General features: G+C 44.9%; 23 protein-coding genes and 1 pseudogene. 9 read left to right on the top strand and 15 right to left on the bottom strand.

Annotation, left to right across the window (positions count from 1 at the left end; translation table 11 throughout):
* Positions 1-131: 131 nt before the first annotated feature.
* Positions 132-554, bottom strand: coding sequence for a hypothetical protein (locus QUB56_RS15255; protein WP_332956176.1), 423 nt, complete (start codon positions 552-554; stop codon positions 132-134).
* A gap of 36 nt (positions 555-590) precedes the next feature.
* A complete protein-coding gene (locus tag QUB56_RS15260; RefSeq protein ID WP_332956177.1) occupies positions 591-1784 on the bottom strand; it encodes an RNA-guided endonuclease TnpB family protein in 1194 nt (397 codons plus the stop codon).
* A gap of 344 nt (positions 1785-2128) precedes the next feature.
* On the opposite strand from QUB56_RS15260, the gene QUB56_RS15265 reads away from it, so the two are divergent.
* Positions 2129-3322, top strand: coding sequence for a hypothetical protein (locus QUB56_RS15265; RefSeq protein ID WP_332956178.1), 1194 nt, complete (start codon positions 2129-2131; stop codon positions 3320-3322).
* A 177-nt stretch (positions 3323-3499) separates the two neighbouring features.
* Complete coding sequence (locus tag QUB56_RS15270; protein WP_332956179.1) at positions 3500-3700, top strand: hypothetical protein; 201 nt, start codon at positions 3500-3502, stop codon at positions 3698-3700.
* A gap of 332 nt (positions 3701-4032) precedes the next feature.
* Here QUB56_RS15270 and QUB56_RS15275 read toward each other — a convergent pair whose 3' ends face one another.
* Both QUB56_RS15275 and QUB56_RS15280 read right to left on the bottom strand, forming a co-directional pair.
* Positions 4033-4281, bottom strand: a complete 249-nt coding sequence (locus QUB56_RS15275; RefSeq protein WP_332956180.1) for a hypothetical protein — start codon at positions 4279-4281, stop codon at positions 4033-4035.
* Between the two features lie 160 nt (positions 4282-4441).
* Positions 4442-4786: a Dethiobiotin synthetase gene (locus QUB56_RS15280; protein WP_332956181.1), complete on the bottom strand. Its 345-nt coding sequence runs from the start codon at positions 4784-4786 to the stop codon at positions 4442-4444.
* Positions 4787-5038: 252 nt separating this feature from the next.
* On the opposite strand from QUB56_RS15280, the gene QUB56_RS15285 reads away from it, so the two are divergent.
* Positions 5039-6547: an SGNH/GDSL hydrolase family protein gene (locus QUB56_RS15285; RefSeq protein WP_332956182.1), complete on the top strand. Its 1509-nt coding sequence runs from the start codon at positions 5039-5041 to the stop codon at positions 6545-6547.
* Positions 6548-6799: 252 nt separating this feature from the next.
* Here QUB56_RS15285 and QUB56_RS15290 read toward each other — a convergent pair whose 3' ends face one another.
* The 8 genes and pseudogenes from QUB56_RS15290 to QUB56_RS15325 form a co-directional block, all read right to left on the bottom strand.
* Complete coding sequence (locus QUB56_RS15290; RefSeq protein WP_332956183.1) at positions 6800-7594, bottom strand: MlaE family lipid ABC transporter permease subunit; 795 nt, start codon at positions 7592-7594, stop codon at positions 6800-6802.
* Positions 7595-7826: 232 nt separating this feature from the next.
* Entirely contained in the window at positions 7827-8060 is a 234-nt protein-coding gene (locus QUB56_RS15295) for a hypothetical protein (RefSeq protein ID WP_332956184.1), read from the bottom strand.
* Positions 8061-8068: 8 nt separating this feature from the next.
* Positions 8069-8497, bottom strand: a complete 429-nt coding sequence (locus QUB56_RS15300) for a patatin-like phospholipase family protein (protein WP_332956186.1) — start codon at positions 8495-8497, stop codon at positions 8069-8071.
* A 132-nt stretch (positions 8498-8629) separates the two neighbouring features.
* Positions 8630-8839 (bottom strand): patatin-like phospholipase family protein, encoded by a 210-nt coding sequence (locus QUB56_RS15305; protein ID WP_332956228.1) that lies wholly within the window; start codon positions 8837-8839, stop codon positions 8630-8632.
* A gap of 96 nt (positions 8840-8935) precedes the next feature.
* The gene (gene mtnB, locus QUB56_RS15310; protein ID WP_332956187.1) at positions 8936-9571 is read right to left on the bottom strand and encodes a methylthioribulose 1-phosphate dehydratase; all 636 of its coding nucleotides are present in this window, start codon (positions 9569-9571) and stop codon (positions 8936-8938) included.
* A 166-nt stretch (positions 9572-9737) separates the two neighbouring features.
* A pseudogene (locus QUB56_RS15315) lies at positions 9738-10873 on the bottom strand (RNA-guided endonuclease InsQ/TnpB family protein).
* 141 nt (positions 10874-11014) lie between these two features.
* Positions 11015-11683 carry an HAD-IB family phosphatase gene (locus QUB56_RS15320; protein ID WP_332956230.1) on the bottom strand — a complete coding sequence of 223 codons (669 nt, stop codon included), beginning with the start codon at positions 11681-11683 and terminating at the stop codon, positions 11015-11017.
* A 124-nt stretch (positions 11684-11807) separates the two neighbouring features.
* On the bottom strand, positions 11808-12653 hold the full coding sequence (locus tag QUB56_RS15325) for a Crp/Fnr family transcriptional regulator (RefSeq protein ID WP_445243354.1): 846 nt from the start codon (positions 12651-12653) through the stop codon (positions 11808-11810).
* Between the two features lie 359 nt (positions 12654-13012).
* On the opposite strand from QUB56_RS15325, the gene QUB56_RS15330 reads away from it, so the two are divergent.
* Together QUB56_RS15330 and QUB56_RS15335 are read left to right on the top strand one after the other, a co-directional pair.
* Positions 13013-13864 carry a DALR anticodon-binding domain-containing protein gene (locus QUB56_RS15330; RefSeq protein ID WP_332956188.1) on the top strand — a complete coding sequence of 284 codons (852 nt, stop codon included), beginning with the start codon at positions 13013-13015 and terminating at the stop codon, positions 13862-13864.
* Between the two features lie 677 nt (positions 13865-14541).
* Positions 14542-15780 (top strand): clostripain-related cysteine peptidase, encoded by a 1239-nt coding sequence (locus tag QUB56_RS15335; protein ID WP_332956191.1) that lies wholly within the window; start codon positions 14542-14544, stop codon positions 15778-15780.
* Positions 15781-16500: 720 nt separating this feature from the next.
* Here QUB56_RS15335 and QUB56_RS15340 read toward each other — a convergent pair.
* From QUB56_RS15340 to QUB56_RS15350, 3 genes are all read right to left on the bottom strand, one after another.
* Entirely contained in the window at positions 16501-17661 is a 1161-nt protein-coding gene (locus QUB56_RS15340) for an ATP-binding protein (RefSeq protein ID WP_332956194.1), read from the bottom strand.
* The gene (locus QUB56_RS15345) at positions 17658-18029 is read right to left on the bottom strand and encodes a response regulator (protein ID WP_332956195.1); all 372 of its coding nucleotides are present in this window, start codon (positions 18027-18029) and stop codon (positions 17658-17660) included. The genes QUB56_RS15340 and QUB56_RS15345 overlap by 4 nt, the downstream gene beginning before the upstream one ends.
* Before the next feature lie 437 nt (positions 18030-18466).
* Positions 18467-19930 (bottom strand): ATPase domain-containing protein, encoded by a 1464-nt coding sequence (locus QUB56_RS15350; protein ID WP_332956197.1) that lies wholly within the window; start codon positions 19928-19930, stop codon positions 18467-18469.
* 97 nt (positions 19931-20027) lie between these two features.
* On the opposite strand from QUB56_RS15350, the gene QUB56_RS15355 reads away from it, so the two are divergent.
* From QUB56_RS15355 to QUB56_RS15370, 4 genes are all read left to right on the top strand, one after another.
* Positions 20028-21371, top strand: a complete 1344-nt coding sequence (locus tag QUB56_RS15355; protein ID WP_332956198.1) for an FAD-binding oxidoreductase — start codon at positions 20028-20030, stop codon at positions 21369-21371.
* Between the two features lie 369 nt (positions 21372-21740).
* Positions 21741-23150, top strand: a complete 1410-nt coding sequence (locus tag QUB56_RS15360; protein ID WP_332956199.1) for a heterodisulfide reductase-related iron-sulfur binding cluster — start codon at positions 21741-21743, stop codon at positions 23148-23150.
* A 237-nt stretch (positions 23151-23387) separates the two neighbouring features.
* On the top strand, positions 23388-24170 hold the full coding sequence (locus QUB56_RS15365) for a Uma2 family endonuclease (RefSeq protein WP_332956200.1): 783 nt from the start codon (positions 23388-23390) through the stop codon (positions 24168-24170).
* Between the two features lie 127 nt (positions 24171-24297).
* Complete coding sequence (locus tag QUB56_RS15370) at positions 24298-25014, top strand: Uma2 family endonuclease (RefSeq protein ID WP_332956202.1); 717 nt, start codon at positions 24298-24300, stop codon at positions 25012-25014.
* Positions 25015-25200: the final 186 nt, after the last annotated feature.

Here is a 25200-nt window from a genome sequence, read left to right on the forward strand (position 1 = left end):
GGATTTATCCGTGGAATCAATCCCAAATCTAAAATCTAAAATCCTCAAGGCCCCGCATTTATCCGTGGGGTCAATCTAAAATCTAAAATCTCAAATCTCAAATCGATTGGCTGTTGACTGTTGGCTGATGACTACTTCAATTTTGGTAAAAATGCGGGCAAACATTTGTACAATTCTAATCCCGGCCCAACTTGCAGCGGATAAAGCTTGTCGAAATTAATCGGGTTTCCCGGTGCTAATTTCCACTGGGTTTGCTTTGCTGTTTTTGGGGAAATTTCGCTCGCTACAGTGATGTTAATAATGTTGTTGTGCTGGGGGATTCCCCGGAAGCAGTAACTTTTTCCCGTGCGTTTGTCGAAATCGCTGCCGGTGATGTATCTATCTCGTTTACGAAATTGGATTTCTCGAAAAGGTCGATCGAGCGCTGCTGAGTCTCGGTAGCGGTAGTCTCCGTCGGGCAAGCTTTGGACAGTCGGTCTGATTTGAGCTATAACTGTTGGTGCTGCAAGAGTTAGGAGAGTGAATTTTAAAATTGGCAGTTTGCAGTCAAACATGGGCCGGGTAGGGGTAACTTAATGAACTACCCCACCCTATAGAGGGATGGGGTTTCCAACTTCACAGGGAACTGCATCTAACAAAACCGAAGTCTTGCCCGCTTGTCTTACATTCCCTCCATTGGCTGTAGACCTAGTTCCTAAGTCCAATATCCGCAAGGCTTCATTTCTGATGTTGATAGCTGCATTGACATCGCGATCGTGATGTGTATTGCACTGACTGCAAGTCCAATCTCTAATATCTAATGACAAGCTATCAACTCGATTGAGGCAAACGCTACAAGTTTTAGAAGAAGCAAAAAACCTATCTACTTCAATATAAGTTTTGCCTGACCACTCAGACTTATACTTGAGCATCGTACAAAATTGACCCCAACCACAATCTGATATTGCTTTCGCTAAGTTGTGATTGCGTACCATACCTTTCACATTCAGATTTTCTACGGCAATAACTTGGTTTTCGTTGACTATCTTGCGGGATAGTTTGTGTAAAAAATCTTCTCGAACTCGTCTAATTTTTGAATGGACTTTGGATACCTTACTTTTTGCTTTATATCTATTTTTACTACTCTTCTGTTTTCGAGCTAGACTTTGTTGTTTCTTTTTAAGATTGCGAGCATATTTTGTTGTATGACGCGGATTATCAAATTTACTACCATTGCTAGTAATGCAAAAATGAGTCAAACCTAAATCAATACCTATTGCTTTTCCTTCAGTAGAAAGTTGAGCAAGCTCTCTATCATCATCTACTAAAACCGAAGCATAATATTTGCCATCCGGGTTAAGTGAAACGGTAACAGTTTTGATTTGTCCGTCCAACTTTCTATCCTGTTTGCAATAAATTAAGCCTACTTTTCCAGGTATTTTGAGATAATCTCCATCAATTTTGACGTTAGATGGGTAACTAATCGACTGTTTACCATGCTTAGATTTGAATCTGGGGAAACCTGTTCGTTTTTCAAAAAAGTTTTTGTAAGCTGTTGATAAGTTCAGTGCGACATATTGTAAGCATTGAGAGTAGGCATCAGTTAGCCAAGAATACTCTTTCTTGAGACTTGGCAATAAACCTTGAATAGCTCCTCTAGACAAACCTTTCCCTGTTGTGAGATATGTTTCTTGGCACAAGTTCAAAGAATAATTCCAAAACCAGCGGCAACAGCCAAAAGCTTTGGCTAAAGCTATTTGCTGCTCATTGGTTGGATATATCCTAAACTTGTATGCTTTGTACATTATCTGATTTACACAATAGTGATAATATTATAGCACAAACTAAAAAAATAATGTTGCTTCGCGGTTGGTTTTTTTGGTCGCTATCCATCCCCACCCTGTAGACGGATGGGGAATTCCGCGACATTTAGATTAAAAATAGTAATAATATAGCTGAGATTTTTTTAAAGTGTAGATAAACAATAGTCCGGACTGTTTTTAGTTCCTAGTCTGAAACCCTCGATTTTCCGTTGGTAGTTCGAGATCCTTGGAGTCTTGAAACCCTTATTCTACGGTTGGCAATCAAAAACTGTCCGAAGTATTGGATAAAGTGATGGAAGCACAAAGCATAAAATATTGTCAAAAACATGAAACAATCTCAATCTCAGTCTTTAATTCTGTGGCGACAAGTAGGTGGCGTGGCGGCTTTGCAGGCAGCAATCACCCTGACTTGGATGCTTTACCGATTGTATTTACCTCAACTTTTAGCTGGATTTGGTTTTGCAGGATTCGACAGGGGTATCACAATTTTAGAGGATTCTTTGGCAATTACGATCGAACCTTTGGCTGGCTGGCTGTCGGACAAGCAGCGTCACTGGATGGGAACTCGTTTTCCGCTAATTGTTGTCGGCACTATTCTGTCGTCTGTGCTATTTATTGCGATTCCGGCTATTTTTATTTTCGGCAATCCAGTTTCGCCCCTGCGCTGGATGTTGCTTGTGGTAATTGTAGCTTGGTCGATCGCCATGGGGATGTTTCGATCGCCCGCAGTGTCGCTGTTGGGCCAATATGCAACTCAAACGCAGTTGCCCCAAGCCATGAGTTTGTTGGTGTTTGTAGGGGGATTGGCTGCGGCGGCAAGACCTCTTGCGGGAGATTTTATTCTGAATTTGGGGCCCGCTTTTGCTTTTGCTATTGGTTCGTTTGTATTGTTGGGTGCGGTGGCTTTTTTGCGAGCGGTTAATCCTGATGCTGCCCTGTCGGAATTGCCACCGGAGAGTGCAATTTCCGAGAGAGTTTCTATTACAGCGCTGGGCTTAGTTGCGGTGACGGGAATGGCTGTTGCTTGGGGAAGTCGGGCGATGGGGGAACGGATTTTGCCCCATGTTTTCCAAACTCAAATCGCGGGGGTTGATAGTAAGTTGTTAATGGCTGGATTTAGCTTGGCTTTGGCTTTTGCTTCTTTGCTTGCTGGGGTAATTGCGGTGCGCTGGGGAAACCAGCGGACGCTGTTGGGTGGATTGGTAGCAACAGCGGTTTTGCTGTTGGTAATGGTTTTTAGTCAGGGCTTTGTGATGGTGGCGGCGACTGTTTTGGCTGTGATTTTTACCAACAGTTTGATTATCACCGCTGTGGTTCCTTTTGCTTTGTCTCTGGTTCCTGGGCCCCGGGGAGGATTGGGGGTAGGGTGTTATTTTGGTGGTTTTTCCCTGGGGATGGCTTTGTATTCTCTGGTGTTTGTGGCACCAAAGGTGGTTCCTGCTGTGACAACGGCGATTGTAGGGGCGATCGCCTTTTTGCTTGCTGGTGTTTGTGTCGTCGCGGGCGATCGGCTTAAATAAACCTGCCGTGTAAAAAATTAATAAGAGTGGTTATGCAGTTTAAGTTGATCCCTGACTATCGTGAATAATTATTTCAGGGTTTCATCTCTCTTACCGCTCCAAGTCATAATAGAAATATTGAGCCAGCCCTGAAATAATTTACGGGCGCATATCTAGGAATTAATTGAGGATACTGCTATGTTTGGCCTGACGGGAGAAACACAAAATTTAGGACGGGTTGAAACCGGAAATTCCCAACGGCGAGACTCTATCACCTCTGGATCCAAAAGTATCCGCATTGTCCGATCGCGAGTTTACAAAGATGAGGCTTTGGTGTCGGCCGCGCTGGTGGGACTGCCAGCTCTTTTGGCATCCCTCGAAAGCTTTCGCGAGCAGTAAAACTTGCCTTTTCTATTGCTATATAGCCTTTCTCACTAACATGAGGTACTATCTGACCCACGGGCATTGCGCAAACAGGGCATAACTCACCACGCTTGAGAACCGCTATTATATATAGCGCGTTGAGGTTTGTGATAGTGACTGCCAACCAAGCAGGGGCTGTGTTGATTGGACCTACAATCCTCCTCGATTTGAGTAGAGTTTTGCTGTACTGCGATCGAAGGTCACGCAGAAACCTGGTTGTTTAGACAAAAACATTTTTACAGCTCTTTGTTCTGGTATAAAAACCGGGTTTCTTGGGTTTTTCGCCGTAACTCCTGTGTTAACAAAATTTATTTGTGAGTGTCATCGAGTGCGATCGATGCCTCTACCTCTTGGGAGGAACGGCTTAACATAGACTCGTGCAGGTGTTCACTGTGCTGCCGTTCTTGAGCCATTAATTCTCTGGCTTTTTCTTCAGTAATCCCCTCGCTAGGTGTTTCTAGATCGTGGGAGGAACGGTTGAGCATAGAGTCTTGCAAGTGTTCGCTATGCTGCCTTTCTCGTGCAATTAGTTGTCTAGCTTTTTCTTCTGCGTTCATGAGTAGTTCTCCAATTGCTTGTTGGAATCGATTCTTATATTAAGATGCCACAATTCGAGGGTAAATGTAGCAAAATTTACAGAAATTTTTACAAAAATTTGTATAATTAAAAGTTGAGTCTGCTGGCGGTGGGTATAGGGAGCGGTGGTTGCCGAGCTAATTATTGCCAGACACCGGAAAAGATATTCTTGACTGCGATCGCAATTCGATTTAAGTCTTCCTTCAGCAGGGGCGGCCAAGAAACTCCTTTGCTCCGTCCTGCTTCAAATTGCTGCACACCTTCTACTGACAGTAAATGCAGTGCCGAGATTAATTGTCTATCGAGCATTGGAGATTCTTGCAGCCCTTCAAACAATATTTTTAAAGCCAATAAAATCGATGTCACCTGTCCGGGTACCGGAGGCTGACCTTGTTTGAGACGCATCAGGAAGGCGTCGGGATTTTTCTTGGTTTCCAGGGCGGTTCCTTGGTCGATCAGAAAACTGCGGGCTGTTCTGTAATCCATTTGACGTGCGATCGATCGGAGTGCAATTAATTAGCTGGCATTATATCAGTTTTTGTCGCGCTCAATCTGGTAATATATTTCGATACAGGCGAAACTACAGCTACTCGTGAGGTGCGCCAGCCCCGTACCCGAAAGCTCATCGTGAGGTCGCATTGTCCTATACCGTACAGCTACTCGCGAGGTGCGCATTGTGCACCCGAAAACTACTCTTGGTAGTTATGGGTAGGTTTGACAGAATGGAAAAATAAAACCATGGCAAAAAAGCAAGGAAATAGCCGAAAATCAAAGATATATCGCTACTTATGGCTGCTTTTTTTGTGTCTGAGCTTCCTGTTACTTCCGGGTATCAAAAAAATAGTTGCCTCTACGCCATTTCCCCCGCCCGCTCCTATTCCAAATAATGCTACTTTTGGAGATAGGATTCAAAGAACGATGCGGCTACTTGCGACTAGCACTCCAACAGAACGCCACCAAGTGCGTATCCTATTTTACGGTCAATCCATCACTCTGCAAGAGTGGTCGCAAGATGTAGCGAAGGATTTGAAACAGCGATTTCCCAATGCAGATTTGATTTGGGAAAATCGGGCGCTAGGAGGATTTACAGCCCCGATTTTAATCCGTCCCAGCGAACACGATTTGTATCCTTTTTATCCCGACTTGCTAATTTTTCACGTCTACGGAGGCGGTGAAGATTACGAAGCCATAATTGCCAATGTCCGCCGCCGCACTACTAGCGAAATACTCTTGCATTCAGACCACATCGAGTGGCTGCCGACAGGCAACAGCGACGATCCAGAACAACTCAAAAGATACGAATGGCACAACAATCATTCTACTAAATGGCTGCCTGAGTTGGCCGATAAATACGGCTGCGAAATCGCAGAAATTCGCGAACCTTGGCGCAGGTATTTGAAAGACAATCGCTTGCAACCAAAACAGCTATTGAGCGACAACATTCACCTCAACGATTGGGGAAATTTTCTCCTAGCTGCTCTCATAAAACCGCACCTGCGATACAAGCCAAATTCTCCTCAACCGCCGCAGGATTTAGTAAAAACCTATACAGTAGGCCGCGATGTTAAGTGGCAAGATGGCAAGTTGGTTTTAGAATTTGAAGGAAATAGAATAGATGCGATCGCCGATAAAACCTTCAACGGCAAGGCAATTTCTGCTAGAATTGCGATCGACGGCAAAAAACCCTCAGAATTTCCTGAACTTTACAGCATCACCAGACCTAGCGTTACTCTGGGCGTCCCTTGGCCGGCAATTATCCAAATATCCAGTCAAAAACCGCTCATCCTCGAAGATTGGAAAGCCGTGATTACTGAGATTAACAGCGACGCCAGCAAGTTTAAATTTGACGTTGTAGGTTCTAAAACAGGTTACGACGGCAGCGGTACAAACGACAAATTGTTTGTCTCAAACTCGGGCCGCGTCGTGATTGAACCGAAAAACTGGTGGCTGAAAAATTCTTATGAATACTCGAAAACGCCGACGCCAAAAGGATTTGAGATTTCCTGGCAGGTGCGGCCGATGTTTGTTGATTCATACGTTGCGCCCAAGATTGCAGATTCAAGTCGCGAATACCCTACAACATTGGCTCAGAATTTGAGCAACTCCAAACACACTCTCGAAATCATTCCCGAAACAGATGGGAAAGTTCCAATCCAGGCAATTCGAGTGTATCGCCCTCCTTTCTCTAATCTAACATCTAAAGTTGAGAGTTTTAAACCGCAGATATCAGCGGATGAACACGGATGAACGCTGATGCAATTTTATCAGCGTTTATTTGCGATCCGTGGCGGCGCCGGGGTTGATGATTGTTCAAATCCTTAATATTTAAGCATCTTGACGAATCATATCAATTCCGGTTATATCGGCATGATTAAACCACAGAGGGCACAGAGGAAACAGAGAAAGAGAAGAGAGAGATTATAATTCCGATGTCAACGGATTTAATATAACTCCTGACTCCTGCTATAATTGCCAAGATTATCAACTTCTCATAGTCCCCTACTGGTGAAACATCAACAGGGATATAAACAAATCCGCCACAAAAATAAACACCCACGAAGTCACAACCGCCGCCGTTGCAGCTTGACCTACTCCTTTCCCTCCACCCGCCGTCGTCAAGCCCCAACCGCAACCGACAAGGGCAATTATCAACCCAAAAATAAAACTCTTAATCACTACAGTTACTAAATCCCAAGGCCCCAAAACAGTCCGCACGGATTCTAAAAATACTGACGGTTCCAACTCATAAAAATTAACCGCTACAAACAGCCCGCCCAAAATCCCCACCGCTACCGAAAAAATTGTTAAAATCGGCAGCATGATGCAACAAGCTATCACCCTCGGCACTACTAAATAATCAACAGGATTTGTTCTCAACATATACAGGGCGTCTATTTGTTCCGTTACCTGCATTTCTCCTATCTCGGCGGCAAAGGCCGAACCTACTTGTCCCGCCACCACGCCCGCCGTTAAAAGTGGTGCTAATTCGCCGCAAAATGCCACAGCAAAAGTACCTCCCACCGCCCCAACCGCCCCAAAGCGCACCAATTCTCGCGCCGATTGAAAGGTAAAAATCATGCCGCCACACAAGGCTATTAGCAGCACGGATCGCAAAGAATCCAGGCCTACTGTTACTAAATGTTCCATGATTTTGCGGCGGTCAATTTTGCCTTGAAGTATGCGCAACAGCACTTGGCCGCCGAGGAACAGGGTCACTAAAAACCGCTGAAACCACCTGTTATTGAAGGTTTCATCTAAAGGTCGATCGTGCTTTTCTTGGTATTTTTTAACCAATGACTGATGGCTCGCGATTAATTGCAAACAGGGCGAAGCACTGCCACATAGAGTTTTTAGGCAATCCTAAAGCAATTATTGCACGAGTTGTCAACATATATTTTCAGCCAGCCTGCCCTGCGGTTGGTGCGCTATACTATTTTAGATTTGAGATTGGCACTGATTGATTCTGTGGTAATCATCACTCGTTTCCCAATCTAAAATCTAAAATCTAAAATCTAAAATCCTAGGACTACTCGGCAAGTAACAAGTCGATAAACTTATCCAACTGTTCGTTATACTTGGAGGCTTGCTCATTGCCAATTCTCTGCAGTTCCGATATCTTCTCTTCCGAGGCATCATCAACCGGCAGCGGTTTTTCGTGGCTCAAATCGGGAATAATTCTCAAATATTGATTTGGTCTTTCAATCGCATCATAAATTTGGATTATTTGATAATTTACAGTTTCAGCAACTCCCGTCATCATGATACTAATTAAATGCTCAACCCACTCAATTTGACCCCAATTTTTCGCTTCTTCCTAGGGAAATTTTTTCTGAGCTTCTCTTCCAGGGATAAAATTACCATATCTTTGGCTGTCGGTTCTCTCTCGTTGCGAGCGTTAGGAATTCTGAATTTATTTCTAACTTCGGCATAGGCACAAAGTGCCGGATTGTTTGCGAATACTCCCCCGTCAATTAAGGCGTAGGACTCGTTTGTCAAAGAGTAGACTTTAGCAACCTCAAAATAGGAGGGAGCTGCCGATGTGGCTCTGGCGATATCTTTAATAAAATAGTCTTCTGCTGGATATTTTTGAGCATCTATTCGATCGAAAAAGTGAGCTTTTCTCCTTTCGATGTCGTAACTGGAAATTAAACACGGTTTCAGCAGTTCACTGAGTTTGCAATCTTTAAACTTTTCCAAAAATAATTGTTATAAGCGCTGGCTGGGATATATCTGATCTATCAAACCGTCTATCGAACTGAGCTTTTGCCAAAATGAACTCTTAAAAACGTCGCGGCCGCTGTTAATCAAAAAATTAACAGCGTCTTGGGCTTACCACCGAGGCCTGCTGGGATTTTGGGCATCGGGACACAAATAGATGCAAGTTAAAATTCCTCCCGCACTTGTGCCCGCGATTAAATCAAAATAGTCAGCTATTCTCGCATCTGGGTTGCCGCTTTTTTGTTGCGGCTTTGACTCAATTCTAACTACAACTTGCCCGGCGATAATCCCTCTAATTCCGCCTCCATATAGAGAGAAAATCCTGGTATATTTAGCCCTAACTGTTGCCTCTTCTGAATGTTTGCTCGTTGTATAATCTCACATCTGCAAGCCTCAGAATTCATGCACGGCTCAATGTCAACTCTTCCATGGAGAATCTAAATTTAATTGGCGGGCTGCGATCGTATAGCGAAAAATGTATTCTACAATTTCTACGTAATTGTAGGCGGCGGCTGGCGAGTCTCCCCAGACTGTGATGCCGTGATCGCGAATTAACAAAGCGGGTACAGAGGGCGCTGAAACGGCAAAGAATTCGCAAATTTCCTTGGCTATTTTAGGCACTTCCAAATAATTGGGAAAGAGGGGGATCGAAACCTGTGGCTTTTCCTCCCACACCCCCAAACCTTTGAGCATTTCGATCGCGGGTAAAGGCACTGCATCTCCTGCTGTTAGCCGAGAAACTAAATTTGCCTCGATCGAGTGAACGTGATAGCAAGCTTTAGCGTCTGGAAAACAATTGTAAACGGCTAAATGAATGCTGGTTTCGGCCGAAGGGCGGCTGTCGGCAACAGGTTGCTCGATCGGGGCGCCATCTGAGCTGATTCTGATAAAATCTTGTTCTGTTAACTGCCCTTTCGCGCGGCCACTAGCAGTAATCCAAAAACTCCCATCTGGTAAGCGGGCTGAAAGATTGCCAGCAGTCCCAACCATCCAACCGCGATCGTAAAAATGTTTGGCCGCTGCAATTAAATCCGATCTCAAATCGCCACTCATTCTTTAAAAATCCTCAGCTTTCGATCTACCTTTTAGGTTGATAGGAATTGCGCTGGCCTATCTAAACAACTTGACACTCCTGGGCCTAAAGGCGTGAGGATTCTTAGTTCAAAGACTGGACTTAAATTAAGAACGTTGCCGCACCTAACCCAGAGATCCAGTCTCCCTAAGCGTTTACGATCTCTAGGATCGAAGTTCCGACGTGCCCCGTCGTACCTATCCCGCGATTCAGGATATTAATTGCGGCATTACGATCTCTATCCATCTCGCATCCACATTTACAAATATGGGTTCGCGTGGATAGAGATTTTTTAACGACTTCCCCACAATTACTGCATTCTTGACTGGTGTAAGCAGGGTTCACCGCAATGGTAATCCGACCAAACACTTTTCCAAAATATTCTAAGAACACTCTGAACTGGTGCCAAGAAGCATCGCTAATTGATTTTGCCAAGCAGTGATTTTTAACCATGTTGGACACCCTCAAATCTTCATAGACTACTACATCGTTTGATGTGATTACGCACCTTGCTAACTTGATAGCATGGTGCAATACGATTGCCTACTTATTTTGAGGTGTCGCTTACCTAAAATCACTCTAGCTTTGCGGCGATTTGAACTCCCTTTTGTTTTCCGACTTACTAAGCGTTGAGCACGTTTTAACTGCACTTCACCCTTACGCAGAAATCTAGGATTAGGAATCATTTCGCCATTTGAATCGGTGTAAAACTCCTTTAGCCCTACATCTAATCCGATAGTTTTCCCTGTTGATGGGGCTAACTCAATTCTGTCTACTTGAATGCAAAATTGAGTGTAATATCCATCTGCTCTTTTAACCAGTCTCACCCGTTTAATCTTCTCTGGCTGATAGAAATTTAGGTCACGAGTGCCTTTTAACTTTAATCTGCCAATCCCGCATTTATCGGTAAAGGTGATTGACTTTCTATCTGCTGAGAGTTTCCAAGAATTGGTCTTGTACTCCACAGAACGGCAGTCTTTTTGGAACTGTGGGAAACCAACTTTTTTCCCTTTAATCCCTTTTTTGACGTTTTCATAGAATCGAGAAATACTAGCCCACGCTCTTTCTGCACTTGCTTGCCGAGCCATTGCGCCTAACTTGTTTGCAAAGTCAAATTCTTTAGCCCAAATCGCACAGTACTTAGAAAGATCGAACCAAGATTTAGCCCCACCATTCATCCACAAGCGAATAGACTTGTTGCGAATGAATTGACAAATTCTAATCGCTTCATCCGCTTGAAATTGGTTCGGTTTTGCATAAATCTTAAATTCTAGAGTTAGCATCTTTTTTTCTCCTGTTATTCCTATGATAACATATCCATCATAGGAATAGCTCAATTAATAAAAGTCCCCCTAGAAGGGGGAGGCTCTAACCCCGAATTTTTGGTATAGTCGGATTTTTCTGGCGCAATTCCTAGTTTAGTTTCAATTCCATTTCTGGGACAAACTTTCCAAGACATCAAAAAAATTATCCCATTTAGTATAAGGCTTTTGCTGTTCGTCTAGATACTCGGCAAGCCGATCGCGCGCAAACACCGACGAAGCCTGCAAAGCCATGTTAAAATCCGTCAGCGAATCTCCGATCGCCACCTGTTCATCAGCCGGGTGCTGGCCCATCACCCGCACCTTAGACACCAATTCCGTATCTCCTTCCAACTCAGAATTGACTTGCAAGCGAGGGCCGCTAGCGTCCACATCCACAGCATAAATAACGCTCGCCCGGTTTACCAAATCGCCCATTACCGTCTCTACCATGACCCGAAGACCGCCGGAAACGATCGCAAAATCCACCTTTTGCTCGTCCAAAAAATCGAGCAATTCCACCAATCCCGGCCGCATCAGCTTTCCCCTAGAAAATTCCACAATTTCCCCATAACATTCCGAGGGAATAGACTCTAGTAACTGCCGCACTCCCGATCGCAAACTCAGCCTTCTAGCGTACATTTCAGGCATCAGTTGAGACGACAGTTCCGGTGCGAAATGCTTGAGCATTGCCACAAAAGTTTCTTCAACGGTTATCGTGCCGTCAAAGTCGCAGAATACCACCCGTTTCTGATTGTTCGGGGTTGTAGATTTTTGCTGGTCATCGGTCATTGTCAGTCGCACCTTTTGAGAACGGGAAAAGTTTACACAATTCATCGTACACTGTCGAGCAACTGAGCGCGACGACCAAAAACTAATAGCTACACCCTGTTTGTAGGCAATCCCCTGCCGGATGTTATGCAGATTCTTGGAGAGAATCTTCGAGGGAATCTTCCAGAGAATCATCGAGAGAATCATCGAGAGAATCTTCGAGAGAATCTTCGAGAGAATCTTCGAGGAATGGTTGTACCTCCTGCTTTTGGTTTTTTGTCTTTTGGGGGTTAGACTTAGCCGGCAAACAGATTAAATTATCATCTTCAGTATTAATCAAACCTTTCGATCGCAACTTACCCATCAGCCGCGTCACCGTCACCCGCGTCGAGCCGATGGCGCTACCAATTTGAGCGTGAGTCAAGGCCCAAGGCAGCCGGTAGCCCCGAACCACATCCGGTTCTGCCTCACCTCCGTAAGGTTCGCCGAACTCTTCGATCAACAAAGTGAGAAATCCCAGCAGTCGGTCGATCGTCCGGCGCTGTCCCAACGTGCTCAGCCACAGAAGTTTCCGCTGGTGTTGATAGCGAAACGCATCCAAAATTTCCCTGCGGAAGTGAGGCCAATTATCTAAGTCGTGCCAGTACATCCACACTACGTGAGTTTGATCGGCGTGGGCGTAAGCTTGGAGAGTAAACGGAGACTGAGCAACCAGTTCAAAGGGCTGACCGGCGCCGACGAAGCCCAAAAAAGCTTCTTCTGTAGTTTGGTCAGCGGATTTCGCCTTCGCCGCCACAGTGCTAACTTGAGCGCTACCTACGAGTCGCACAGAACCTTTCTGGACTAAATACAGCAGTCCGGGTCTTGCGGGAATCCGCTCATCTTTGCTAAAAGTCCGGCACCGGTAGTGTTCCTGGGCCCAGTCGATAATTCGCTGCCAAGTGATAAACGGTCGATCGATAGTCTCTAGAGGTGTGGAAGTTGATTGCATAGGTGAGGCTCTGGGATATATTTAATCAGTGAGAAAAACAACTTCTGCCAGCAGTGCGATCCCAAGTGAGACCACCAACCCCCGATCGAGCTTGCACGCTCCTTAAATGTGCTGACTTTTCTGAGTTTTACCCAAACATTCAATGTAGCAAAAAATACATCCAAATGGTAGAGTTCAGCAAAAAATTTGTCGTAAATTTATTTGTATTTAGCAACAAAATCGCTATCAAGCAGATTAATGCGATGTAGCGGCGCCCGGGCGAGCAAATCGACCATCTCTGACATCAGCCGTTTAACGTACAAGAACAGTCGCCCGCGCGGTAACACTCGACCGTCGCCGTTACGGTAGGAGTCGCGCCTATGAATACAGCAAATATATCGCAGTGCCCGGAAGTTACACTGAAGTGTTTCTTGCTTTCAAGGTTCCCCAGCGCGATCGCCCAGCAAGGGACACTAGGGGAAATTCCGTTAAATCGGAGTAAAGATAGTGCGCGGGTGCTGTATGTGTCTGCGATCGCCCTGAAATTGGCTAAAACTTGGCAGCAGACACCGCAGACAATCGCGGCTACCGTTGCCGAAACTCTCGAACCGCTGTGCTACCCAGATTTCGCCGTTAAAGTCGCACCGGCGGGAATTATTGAGTTCGAGTTGACTGATGCAGGTTTAGCCCTCTGGTTGCAGCGTTTAGCTCAAACGAACCTCCCACTTCCAGAATCTCGAATATTATCTCCTGTTGTGTCAGCCGATCGGCTATTTCCGATTCAGTACAGCCATGCGCGCTGCTGTTCCCTGCTGCGAATGGCCCACCGCGATCGCATAATTTCGATCGCGCAGCCCGATGTCGCTACAGCGCCGCCAATTTGGTTCCTGGCCCATCCAAATCCTCTTCCTTGGATTGACGAGGGCGATCGGCTGCGGTTAGTGCATCGTGCTGAACGCAATTTAATTTCGCAACTGTTAACAGTCCTCGACAATTTATATCCTATTTCTGAGGTAAAAAACCGCGAAAAACCTGTCAATTATTTCAAATTAGCCAATAGTTTGAGCGAAGCATTTCAGATTTTTTACAGCCAGTGCCGAATTTGGGGAGAAGTTAAAATAGAACAGCCAAAACTCGCCCAAGCCCGAATGGGTTTAATATTAGCAACTCAATCTTTGCTGCGATTTCTACTCGAAAATTTCTTAAACGCTATTGCTCCTTTAGAACTTTGATTTAATCCTCAGTTCTTTTTCTTGACTCTGCTCCTGCAGATACAAGTTTGTGTAGCAGCGAATTCCCTTCGTCTCTTTGTCATACCACTTTAAAAAATCCAACTTTAGGTCAACTCCAAAACCAGCTTTAGTCATTTCCACATCTCACATCTCACATCTCACATCTAATATGGCATTATTTGAGGCAATATCACCAATTAAGGAGCTATAAAATTCAGTAACAACTAAAAATAGAGCCATATTTTTCTGTAATTATATTATAGTTAAATGAAGAGCTAGACACATATTTACTCTCCGAGTATTGAAGGTGATTATCTAAATTATTGAGATAGTAAGAGCGATTTTTTGTTATTTTGTTTTCAGGACTGCATAGCCTTAACAGAAGTATATTGGAGCTTACCTAGTAATAAGATATAAAAATGCCAGACACCAGCCCTATATAACTTCTTTTTTAAATATAGGGGTTCTCAAGCGTGGTGAGGTATAGGGGCAAGTCCTATGCCCCATGCCCCATGCCCCATGCCCCATGCCCCATGCCCCATGCCCCATGCCCACGGAGGCCTATGCCCTATGAGCACCTCATGTTACGGAGAAAGACTATAGCTGCACATTCACCACAAAAAAGACCCAAACAAGTATTAGATTAAAATAACCACGTTCAATGAAGGAGTAAGCTCGTGAAAAGAAGAGAAACGCTTCAATACTTAGCTTTAAGTAGTGCTTCATTTTTCACTTCAATAGATATGGATAAAAAGTTAGTAAACGGTAACTGGATCGCGGGAAATAAGCCTAGGAATAACTATGATTATATACTTTTATACTGGATGCCTTATGACAACGATTTATCAAGCTTTGGTCAACCCATTATTGAGATGTTAAGCAAAGGTGTGCAGAGTGACAAAGTTTTGGTATTAGTACAATCAGATATGAGTAATGCAAAGCACCTCTCGAGAAATATTATTACTAAAGGAAACATTAATGTCCAATACTTAGAAACAGCAGACAGCAGTAGTGAAAACGTCCTGAATGACTATTTGAGTTGGGCTTTATCACAATTTCAGGCAAAAAATTGGGTCATTATATTTTTAGGTCACGGTGGAAGTCTAATGAAAATTAGTCCCGATCACAATCCCAACTACAGCTCGATCTCAAGCTCAGAACCTAAATGGATGGAGCTTCCAAGAATAAGTGAAGTTCTATCTAAGTTTAATCAAGCTGTTAATGGTAGATTAGAACTACTGTTTTTTCAAAACTGTAATCGGGGAAATATTGAAGTACACTATACATTTCAAAATATCGCTAAATATACTCTGTCCTCTCAATTAATACTGGCAGCGCCAAATTACTATTATGAGTCATTGCTAAACCACCTGAGCTATTATCCAAATCTTGACGGAGGTCAAATAGCTAAAAAGATTATGGATTTTGAACCTTCGGATATGTATCATAGTTTGACACTAACTAAAAATCATTACTTTCACCAGCTATCAGAGAAACTTAATCCGGTGATAGATTCAATCTTAAAAGCCAACACTGAGGCGGTTAAAATTCAGATTAATTCAGCTTTATTCCCCAAAAAATTCAACTCGGAAAAATCTTTTATAGAAATTTATCGTTATGGTGGGGAAGCCTTCGTTGACTTAGCTAACTTTATACTAGAAATCACGAGACTTTCAGGGGCAGATGTAACAGCTTGCAATCGATTTTTGAATTTTTATAAAAATTTTTTGATTGAGAGAGTGCAACAAAATGGTAAATTACTTAGCCCCAGAATTCGAGGCAGGTATCAAAAATTTTCAGGCCTGGGTTTATTTTTACCTAGAACTCGGCAAGAACTGGAAACTTATAGTTATCTGAAAATTTTTTCTGACTTAAAGCTTGTAAAGCTTTTTGAGGTAGTGGTTTTCGATCCTTAGAAAAACAGAGTATAACCCGCTCTACTTAATTTAAGAAAAAAATTGAACAAATTTCGTGAGTGGAAGGACAAAACTCCACAACCACTTAAAGGTTAACTGAACCCTATTAACTTAGGAATGAGAATTAAATAACTTCCACAATAATAATTAAAATTGTAAGTTATTTAATTCGCGATCCTTATGGGGGGCAACCAGGGGGGATTGCCCGACAAAATGCGCTTGTTTAGAGGCTTTACAGCCAGGACTTTTGGTTTCTTTTCTGTTTTTTTCAGAAATATAAAGTCTGGCAACTTGGGATAAGTTTTGTATGGTATGTAATTATTTTTGGGTGCGTTCAACATTTTTTATGATGTCGCTCGAGCTTTGAGGAACAATCGCCAATTCTCCCCCTCGTCGCTCTTGGAACAACGATGCTCAATTTCATCAGTTGACAAGTGGCGGTTAATGGCTGTTCAAATTCTTGCGCTGTAAAATAGCGAGAGTTTTATTCAGTTTTTTTGAGGATACATCTCATATCATGTCCGGTGGAGCGACCGCAATTTTTGTAGGGGCCCGCGAGCCAAAAATACCTGCCCACAATCTGCCATCTCAAAAACCCGCCCCGACCGGGATATTATGGTTAATCGATCGGACATGATATCACGGTCACACTACCACGTATAGCCTCACCCGGGCGTCAAATTCATCGATGAATATCCCAAGATAATGCCTGCATCGAGTTTAAGGCGTTGCAGGCGAGATGTGATTTTTTTCAGGTTTTGCGATCGGCAGCGTTACGGTAAATGTACTGCCGACGCCTTCTTCACTGATCAAAGTAATTTCGCCACCGTGCAAGTCCACGCATTTTTTAACAATGCTCAGCCCCAGTCCAGTACCGGGAATTCGACCGACATTTTTAGCCCGGTAAAATGAATCAAACAGCCGTGCTTGGTCTGCTACAGGTATGCCAATTCCTGTATCCTGTACAGAAAAGATAGCCTCGGTTTCAGTAACTTTTAATTCAAAGATTACTTCGGTATTTGGGGGAGAATACTTAATAGCATTTGACAGCAAATTGCTCAGAATGCGCCGCAGCAAGCTTACCTCCAAAGACACCATCGGCGATTGACTGTGATTCACAAAAATCAGCGTCACCGGATCGCTTGGAGGTTTCAACTTCAGGCTGCTCTGAAATTCCCCTACCAACTCATTACAAAACTTTGCTAAGTCTAGCTGTGCCAAACAAAACCCGGCTTCTCCTGACTCAACACGGCCCAGCAGCAGAACATCGTCTAATAACTGATCGATGCCTTTGGCGGCTGCTTCAGTTTTGTCTAGCAGTTCTTGTTTTTTCTCATCTGTTAATGTCAACTTGTACTTGGTAAGAAGTTGTGTAGTGCCGATGATGAAATTCAAAGGATTGCGAACGTCATGGGCAATCATGTACAGCAAAGATGTTTTCATATCGTTGAGCTCTTGGGCTGTTTGCAGAGTGCGATCGAGTTGGTCGTGAGACAATTTCAGAGTTAAAGACAACTGGCGCGATCGCAGCAAAATCTCCACCCGCGCTTGCAATTCTATCTTCTCGATCGGAGCGATAATCAAATCGTCAATACTTTGCCAAATAAATTGCGTTGCCATCCCTACATCCGAGCGGGTTGTAATCAAAAGAAAAGGCAAGCATACCGGGTGTTCTGCCTGTTTTTGGGCAGCAACCCATTGCCAGTGGCGCTTCAGGGCAAGACCGTCAATTATCGCCAGGTCAAAAGATTGATTAAATGGTAAAAAATCTTCACTATTTTCTGTAGATTTTGGCAGCAATACCTCATAGTAAACCGCTAGCCATTCTAATAACAGGCGACGATTTTCTTTCTGTTCGACAAGCAATAAAATTTGACTCACGCAGGTTCTCCTAGCAAGCTGTGAACAATTCCCAGCAAATCTCTAACGATCAAAGGTTTTACTAACATATTCCGAGCACCGTGGCAGAGGCTTTCGTGCTGAATGGCAGCGCTTTGTTTGGGCGAGAGTATCAGAAAAGGGATTTGGTGATTTCGCAGTTTTTCGCAGCACTCCCAAATCCGGCGGTCGAAACCAGAAATATCTACTAAAGCCATACCGATCTTAGCAGGCTGACTGATAGCTTGTGCCACATCTTCAAAGCTATAAGCCGCGATCATCTCGTATCCTTCTTTGTTAAGAAATTGTGCTAATAGTTCCAAGTTTCGCTGATTGCGGTCTACGGCTAAAATTATTGAGTTTCCAGTCATTTATTAGCTTCCTCTGAATACGGGTTATACGATTTTAGATTTTAGATTTTAGATTTTAGATTTTAGAATGGGGAGTGACTGATTATATATGGGTTGGGAGGTTGCCTAAAGTGGGATTCTTTTTTTTATTTGGTATTAGCTTACGTTTCGGCGAGCTATTACATCGGTTTTCAGTTGAGTGAAGTACAGATGCTCGGGCACAGGACACGGCCCTGTGCCTCTACTGTATTTCATATAATTGAAAACTGCTATAAAAGTCTAAAAATACACAATTTTACCAATATATTTAAGTTGTCCAGGACTTAGGCTAGTGGTGAGCGCGGTCCGCGCACTAATGCTAGTGGTGAGGTGCGCGCACCGCGCACCCTACTGATCGGTAGATTCACGACTGCCTTCATTAGCTGCAATTTCCCAAAAACAGCACGACACAACCGGATTCAATCTTCATCGGGTTCCCCCTCAATCCACACCGGCGCCGAACTCAAAATGCCGCGCAGCCCCCGTATCGGTTTGCTGACTTTGATGCCGTAGCGAGTAATCTCGAGTTCTCGCAGAGTTCTCTCAAAATTGCTGACTCGTTTTTTAATTACTCCGATCGCCTTGCGGATTTCTGTCCTATTCTGCAATTGGCGTTCCAGATAGCGTATAAACAGAAGATTATCCGCCAAATAGCTAATCCCGATCTCGGTCAGCCGAAAATCTCCGCTAATGCTTTCTACCTCATTAATCAAGATAACGGTGACTCCCATATTCTTCAGATACTTGCACAAAGCGTGCAAATTGTTCACCAAATCTTGCCCCTGCATCGAAAGCTGATAGCCAGAAATACTGTCAAGCATCACAATCCGGGTCTTTTCCTGCTCCACCTCCTGGCGTACCATACAGGCAAACTGATCCGGCGAGTACAGCAAAGGTTCCACAGGTATCACCGAAAGACTTCCTTGCCCAATCATCGCCCCAACCGGGATGTTAACTGATTCGCAGCGCTGCAGCAGAGTAGAAGTTGACTCCTCAAAAATGTAAACTACCGATCGCTCCCCCCTTCCTGCCGCTTCCTTCATAAACTGAATCCCCACCGTGGTTTTACCCACGCCGCTAGGCCCGCTAATCACCGTCACAGTCCCCCGTTCCACTCCCCCGTGCAGCAGTTCGTCGATTTCTGGAACCCCAGCAGAAATCACTTCAGCAACAAAATCCTGCTGGAAGTTGTCCGGAAGCAGTCGCGGAAATACCTCCATACCAGCCTCAGTCAGGCGCAGCGAATGGCGGCCGCTGCGGAAGTTGGACCCTCGCAGCTTGGTGACAGACAGGGTGCGTCCTTCAGGGCGCAATTCCAAGTAAATTACTCCGTCGCTGATGAATTGCAAATCGTCATCGGGAGCACTTGAAGTGCCTTCTGAGGTGAACACCACCGTCGCCCCCCCTTCCACCAAAAACCGCAGAAAAGACAAAACTTGCTTGCGAAACTGAAACTCATCTGCTGCTAAGTAGCGAAATTGAGTGATCGCGTCCAAAAACACCCGTTGTGGCTTGACAGCTTGGACTCGCTCGATAATCTTTTGTGTAGTCGGTTCTCGCTCCACCTCCGAGGGCGAGAAAATGTCATAAGTCTGAACTTCTGTAAAAAATTCTGAGGATGGGCTCAAATCGAGGAACGCCATCGCTTCCATATCAAAACCGAGAGTTGCGGCATTGGCGCGCAATTGCGCTTCCGGTTCTCCTAAAGTAATAAACAGGGGCGTTTCTCCCAGAGCCACACCTGCTGCCAAAAAGTGAAAGCCCAGTGTAGTCTTGCCAGTACCCGGGCCGCCGCGCACCAGATAAGAGCGTTGAGAAATTAAGCCGCCGCCAATCACTTCGTTGAGACCGGTAATTCCCACAGAAAGTCGATTTTGAGACATTTGTTTGTTCATGTTTTGAATATCGGGCCCGTATTAATATTTAATGGTTTTAGGCTGTGTTTTGATAATTTTTTTTACCGGGCGTCTGATAACCTTCATGAAATCTTTTTCTACCGAAAATTACGTTAGCACACAAGAATTAGAAAGTATTGTCGGCACTGCTGGCATCTGTCTGCAACAGCACACAGAGGTATTTTGGCAAGAACGAGTAGAAAAAGCAGTTGCCCCGGGCACGAAAATAGATTGTACCGTTTACCCAAATACTCAGGAAGAACTGGCGGCGGTGATTGCTTGGGCTGGGCAAAATCGCTGTGCTCTCTTGCCTTGTGGCAGTGGCAGCAAACTCGATTGGGGGGGTTTAGTTAAATTAGACCCCGCCAACCCCCCTGGGGCAGGGGGGCTCGTGGCGGCGAGCACCGCGCGTCTGAACCGGCTTGTAGAACACGCTGTGGGCGATTTAACCGTGACTGCGGAAGCCGGAATGAAGTTTGCCGATTTGCAGCTTCTTTTAGCCGCAGCAGGTCAATTTTTGCCGATCGATCCGGCGTATCCGCAACAGGCAACTTTGGGCGGCATTGTCGCTACTGCTGATGCGGGTTCCTTGCGGCATCGCTATCGCGGGGTTCGCGATTTGCTGCTGGGAATGACCTTTGTGCGATCGGACGGTAAAATTGCCGTAGCCGGAGGTCGAGTTGTTAAAAATGTCGCCGGTTACGACTTGATGAAACTGTTTACTGGTGCTTACGGCACATTGGGCGTCATAAGTCAAGTAACTTTCCGAGTTTATCCCCTACCTGAATCGTCGGGAACCGTAGTGCTGACAGGGGAAGTTAATGCTTTGTCCCAAACGGCTCAAATCTTATTATCCTCTGCTTTGACACCAAGTGCGATCGATTTGCTCTCACCGCAGTTAGTCGCAAAATTAGGCTTAGGAAAGGGCACGGGATTAATCGTCAGATTTCAAAGTATCGCCCCAAGTGTTAAACAACAATCAGCCCGCTTACTGGAAGTTGGCGAAAAGTTGGGTTTGCAAGGCACTAGCTGCTGCGAGAATGAGGACCGTCAGTTATGGCAAAGATTGCCAGAAACAATGTGGGATTCTGGCACAAAGTCGGCAATTATTTGCAAAATAGGAATCCGACCGTCGGAAGCTGTAAGCGCAATTAACGACTTGCCCGTACAGGACGCTTTGATTCATGCAGGCAGCGGTTTGGGGGTTTTGCGGTTTGAGAGTGCGACGGCGGACACGTTGTTGCAGGTACGCAGAGGCTGCGAAGCTAAAGGCGGTTTTCTGACTGTTTTAGCAGCCCCGGCTGACATTAAGCAACAGTTAGATGTTTGGGGCTATAATGGAAGTGCGATCGATTTAATGCGCCGGATAAAACAGCAGTTTGACCCGGAAAATCTTTTGAGTCCCCATCGTTTTATAAGCGGTATTTAGTTTAAAGTTTATAGTCAGGAGTTGGGTCTTTCTTGCAATCCCGGTCTAAATCATTTGTTAACTAGATTTGTTTTATAATGAACCGCAAAGGCGCGTTAGCGAAGCGGCGCGTTAGCGCTAGACCGCGAAGAAAGAGAAATGAAGAGAAGTTTTTGTTTGCTTGATGGATTTAGGCTGGCTAAGCATAGCAACCGCGCCTGACTGTTAGGAAGTTTTTTTCTTAATTGCTGAAATATAAGCAATCGATTGCTTCTGACTTCTTTGCTAGATAACTAAATCCTTTTTTCTTCTTCCTTCTTCCTGACATCCGTTACATCCGTTACAGAATCCTTTGCCGAACTTCCCTCTTCCCTCTTCTTTCTGCCATATATGCAAACTTCAGAAAAATCTCAAGTTCCCAGCGACGATTTAAAACCTGCTAAAGAAAGCAATTTCTTAGCACAAAATCCCCACTTACAAACCCTGGAAATCCCGGGTTTCGACGCTACCAATCCGCCGGATCCGAAATTAATCGATACTTGCGTACACTGCGGATTTTGCTTGTCAACTTGTCCGAGTTATCGCGTACTCGGCAAAGAAATGGATTCGCCCAGAGGCCGCATTTATTTAATGGATGCAATTAATGAAGGCGACGCACCTTTAAACGCAGCAACCTCGCAGCATTTCGATACTTGTTTGGGCTGTTTGGCCTGCGTTACAACTTGTCCGTCTGGAGTTCAATACGATAAATTAATTTCCGCAACTCGCCACCAAGTGGCCAGAAATCAGGAACGCACTTTTTCTGACAAGGTAATTCGTACTCTGATTTTTAATCTCTTCCCTTATCCCCACAGATTGCGGCCTTTGCTTGTACCGCTGTTTATTTATCAAAAATTAGGACTGCCAAAACTTGTCCGCCAAACAGGTTTGCTGAAAAAAGTATTTCCCCGCTTGGCGGCGATGGAATCAATTTTGCCGAAGGTAACAGTTGATTCTTTCCGGGATAACTTACCAGAGGTAATTCCGGCAATAGGTGAAAAACGCTATCGAGTTGGCGTGATTTTAGGCTGCGTGCAGCGGCTGTTATTTTCGCCAGTTAATGAGGCTACTGTGCGTGTTTTGACGGCTAACGGTTGCGAGGTTGTGGTTCCTAAAAGTCAGGGATGCTGTGCTGCTTTGCCGGAACACCAAGGCCAAGCCCAACAGGCGAAAGCTTTGGCGAGGCAAATGATTGATAGCTTTGAAAATACGGGTGTTGATTTTGTGATTATCAACGCTGCTGGGTGCGGTCATACTTTGAAAGAATACGGTCATATTTTAGCAGATGACCCGCAATATCGGGAGAAAGCTGAGAAATTTGCTGCTAATGTTAAGGACGTGCAAGAGTTTTTGGCAAGTGCGGGAATTACGGCAAAACTCAATCCTTTGATTGATGGAGATTTGACAATTGTTTATCAGGATGCTTGTCATTTGTTGCACGGGCAAAAGATTAGTTTGCAGCCGCGTCAGTTGCTGCAACAAATCCCTGGGGTGAAGTTAAAAGAACCGATTGATGCGGCTTTGTGCTGCGGGAGTGCGGGGGTTTACAATATGCTTCAGCCGGAGGTGGCTGATGAATTGGGTGTGCAAAAGGTGGAGAATTTGCTGAATACTGGGGCGGAGTTGATTGCTTCTTCTAATCCGGGTTGTTCTTTGCAAATTAAGAAGCATTTGGAGTTGCAGGGTAAGGATGTTACTTTAATGCACCCGATCGAGCTTTTGGATTATTCGATTCGCGGGGTGAAGTTGCAGAGGAAGTAGTTTTGTAGGGCGGGCGGTGTCTGCCCTATTTTCGCTGCTGAGTGAGATTTTTTTTTAATGAACCGCAGAGGGCGCAGAGGGCGCAGAGTTGGAGAAGAGAGAGGCTAAGGAGAAAGAGGAATAGGCTTTTGTATTGAGAAGTCGTGAAGCGTAGCTATCCCGCTCTTAATCGCACTTCTGACTACTTCCCCAACTGCTAAAATTAAATTCAACAGTCTTTCACCGCGGACAACTGTTATGGTAAATCAAATCCCATCCCCTACTCTGCAAGAAGTTATTTACCCCGACAGCGACGGCAAACCAATAGCCAATAATACTGACCAATTTCGCTGGATTATTGTCATCGAACAAAATTTAGAATGGATGTATGCTAATGACGAGAATGTATTCGTAGCTGGTGATTTGTTTTGGTATCCAATCGAGGGAAGACCGAATATTGTTAACGCGCCCGATATGATGGTTGCGTTCGGCAGGCCGAAAGGGAGACGCGGTTCTTACCAGCAGTGGAATGAGTCAGGAATTGCGCCGCAAGTTGTGTTTGAAATTCTCTCTCCTGGCAACACGCAGGATGAAATGGACAAGAAATTGCTATTTTACGATCGCCACGGAGTTGAAGAATATTACATTTACAATCCTAGCAACAACCAACTCAGAGGGTGGCTGCGGGCAGAAGACGGGTTAGATGCGATCGCATTAATGGAAAATTGGGCGAGTCCTCGATTGGGAATTCGCTTTGATTTATCGGGTTCTCAATTGCAAATTTATCGACCGGATGGAACGAGGTTTTTTTCCTACGTTGAGATTTGTCAACTGTTAGAGGAAGAACGCCAGCGGGCCGAACTTGCAGAAACCGCTTTAGCAGAAGAACGCCAGCGGGCCGAACTTGCAGAAACTGCTTTAGCAGAAGAACGTCAGCGGGCCGAACTTGCAGAAACTGTTTTAGAAGAGGAACGCCGCCGAGGGCAGATTTTGGTGGAACGGTTGCGGGAAATGGGAATTAACCCAGACGAATTAACTTAGAAATTGGGGTGTTTTCGGTTGAATGAAAAAGCAGGCGCGGCGTAGCTATCCCGCAGAGAATCGCACTTTTTACGTTTCCGAAACAGCTAAAATTAAATTCAACAGTCCCTAACCCCGGACAACAGTTATGGTAACTCAACTCAAATCCCCTCAAAAACCTGATGTAATTTACCCCGACAGCGACGGTCTACCCATGGCAGACAATACTAAACAATTTCGCTGGATACTCATCATCCAACAAAATTTAGCGTGGCTTTTTGCCGATGACCCAAATGTATTTGTCGCGGGCGATTTGCTGTGGTATCCCGTCGAAGGAGATAACAAGATTCGCGTTGGTCCGGATGTGATGGTAATCTTCGGCAGACCCAAAGGAGATAGGGGCTCTTACAAGCAGTGGGAAGAAGAAAATATCGCGCCGCAAGTGGTGTTTGAAATTCTTTCTCCCGGTAACAGGCTAACAGAAATGAATAAAAAACAGGTATTTTACGATCGCCACGGGGTGGAGGAATATTACCTGTACGACCCGGACCGCAACGATTTCAGCGGTTGGATGCGTTCACAGGGGCGTTTGGACGTAATTGATGCGATGGAAAATTGGGTCAGCCCCCGACTGGGAATTCGCTTTGATTTGTCGGGTGAAGAGTTGCAAATTTATCGCCCTGACGGCGAACCGTTTGCAAGTTATGAGGAGGTTTCTCGCAGGTTGGAACAAGCCGAACAGCGGGCCCAACAAGCCGAACAGCGGGTCGAAGAAGCCGAACAGCGGGCCCAACAAGCCGAACAGCGGGCTGCTGTGCTCGCAGAAAGACTGCGAGCGATGGGAATTGACCCGGAACAATTGTAAACTAGACGGGGAAAACAGCGATCGCCCGATCGCTCTACATCAGTCTTGGACGCACTCCGGCTTCAGAAACCCGATTTTTGCAGGCGTTTAATTCCTTGTAGCCTGCAACCGGGTAAACAACGCGGTTTCTTGAGAAGCGGCGCGCACCCTACATAACTGAACTAATGACCAATGACTAATCACTAA

This window comes from Microcoleus sp. AR_TQ3_B6 (assembly GCF_036702785.1).
Taxonomy (GTDB): domain Bacteria; phylum Cyanobacteriota; class Cyanobacteriia; order Cyanobacteriales; family Microcoleaceae; genus Microcoleus.

Bases quoted from the DNA above. Each gene is read 5' to 3' on its own strand.
- QUB56_RS15275 (WP_332956180.1), bottom strand. From the start codon at position 4,281: ATGAACGCAGAAGAAAAAGCTAGACAACTAATTGCACGAGAAAGGCAG.
- QUB56_RS15255 (WP_332956176.1), bottom strand. From the start codon at position 554: ATGTTTGACTGCAAACTGCCAATTTTAAAATTCACTCTCCTAACTCTT.
- QUB56_RS15265 (WP_332956178.1), top strand. From the start codon at position 2,129: ATGAAACAATCTCAATCTCAGTCTTTAATTCTGTGGCGACAAGTAGGT.
- QUB56_RS15350 (WP_332956197.1), bottom strand. From the start codon at position 19,930: ATGTCTCAAAATCGACTTTCTGTGGGAATTACCGGTCTCAACGAAGTG.
- QUB56_RS15295 (WP_332956184.1), bottom strand. From the start codon at position 8,060: ATGATGACGGGAGTTGCTGAAACTGTAAATTATCAAATAATCCAAATT.
- QUB56_RS15280 (WP_332956181.1), bottom strand. From the start codon at position 4,786: ATGGATTACAGAACAGCCCGCAGTTTTCTGATCGACCAAGGAACCGCC.
- QUB56_RS15285 (WP_332956182.1), top strand. From the start codon at position 5,039: ATGGCAAAAAAGCAAGGAAATAGCCGAAAATCAAAGATATATCGCTAC.
- QUB56_RS15320 (WP_332956230.1), bottom strand. From the start codon at position 11,683: ATGACCGATGACCAGCAAAAATCTACAACCCCGAACAATCAGAAACGG.
- QUB56_RS15370 (WP_332956202.1), top strand. From the start codon at position 24,298: ATGGTAACTCAACTCAAATCCCCTCAAAAACCTGATGTAATTTACCCC.
- QUB56_RS15325 (WP_445243354.1), bottom strand. From the start codon at position 12,653: ATGCAATCAACTTCCACACCTCTAGAGACTATCGATCGACCGTTTATC.
- QUB56_RS15360 (WP_332956199.1), top strand. From the start codon at position 21,741: ATGCAAACTTCAGAAAAATCTCAAGTTCCCAGCGACGATTTAAAACCT.
- QUB56_RS15330 (WP_332956188.1), top strand. From the start codon at position 13,013: ATGAATACAGCAAATATATCGCAGTGCCCGGAAGTTACACTGAAGTGT.
- QUB56_RS15270 (WP_332956179.1), top strand. From the start codon at position 3,500: ATGTTTGGCCTGACGGGAGAAACACAAAATTTAGGACGGGTTGAAACC.
- QUB56_RS15260 (WP_332956177.1), bottom strand. From the start codon at position 1,784: ATGTACAAAGCATACAAGTTTAGGATATATCCAACCAATGAGCAGCAA.
- mtnB (WP_332956187.1), bottom strand. From the start codon at position 9,571: ATGAGTGGCGATTTGAGATCGGATTTAATTGCAGCGGCCAAACATTTT.
- QUB56_RS15345 (WP_332956195.1), bottom strand. From the start codon at position 18,029: ATGACTGGAAACTCAATAATTTTAGCCGTAGACCGCAATCAGCGAAAC.
- QUB56_RS15355 (WP_332956198.1), top strand. From the start codon at position 20,028: ATGAAATCTTTTTCTACCGAAAATTACGTTAGCACACAAGAATTAGAA.
- QUB56_RS15365 (WP_332956200.1), top strand. From the start codon at position 23,388: ATGGTAAATCAAATCCCATCCCCTACTCTGCAAGAAGTTATTTACCCC.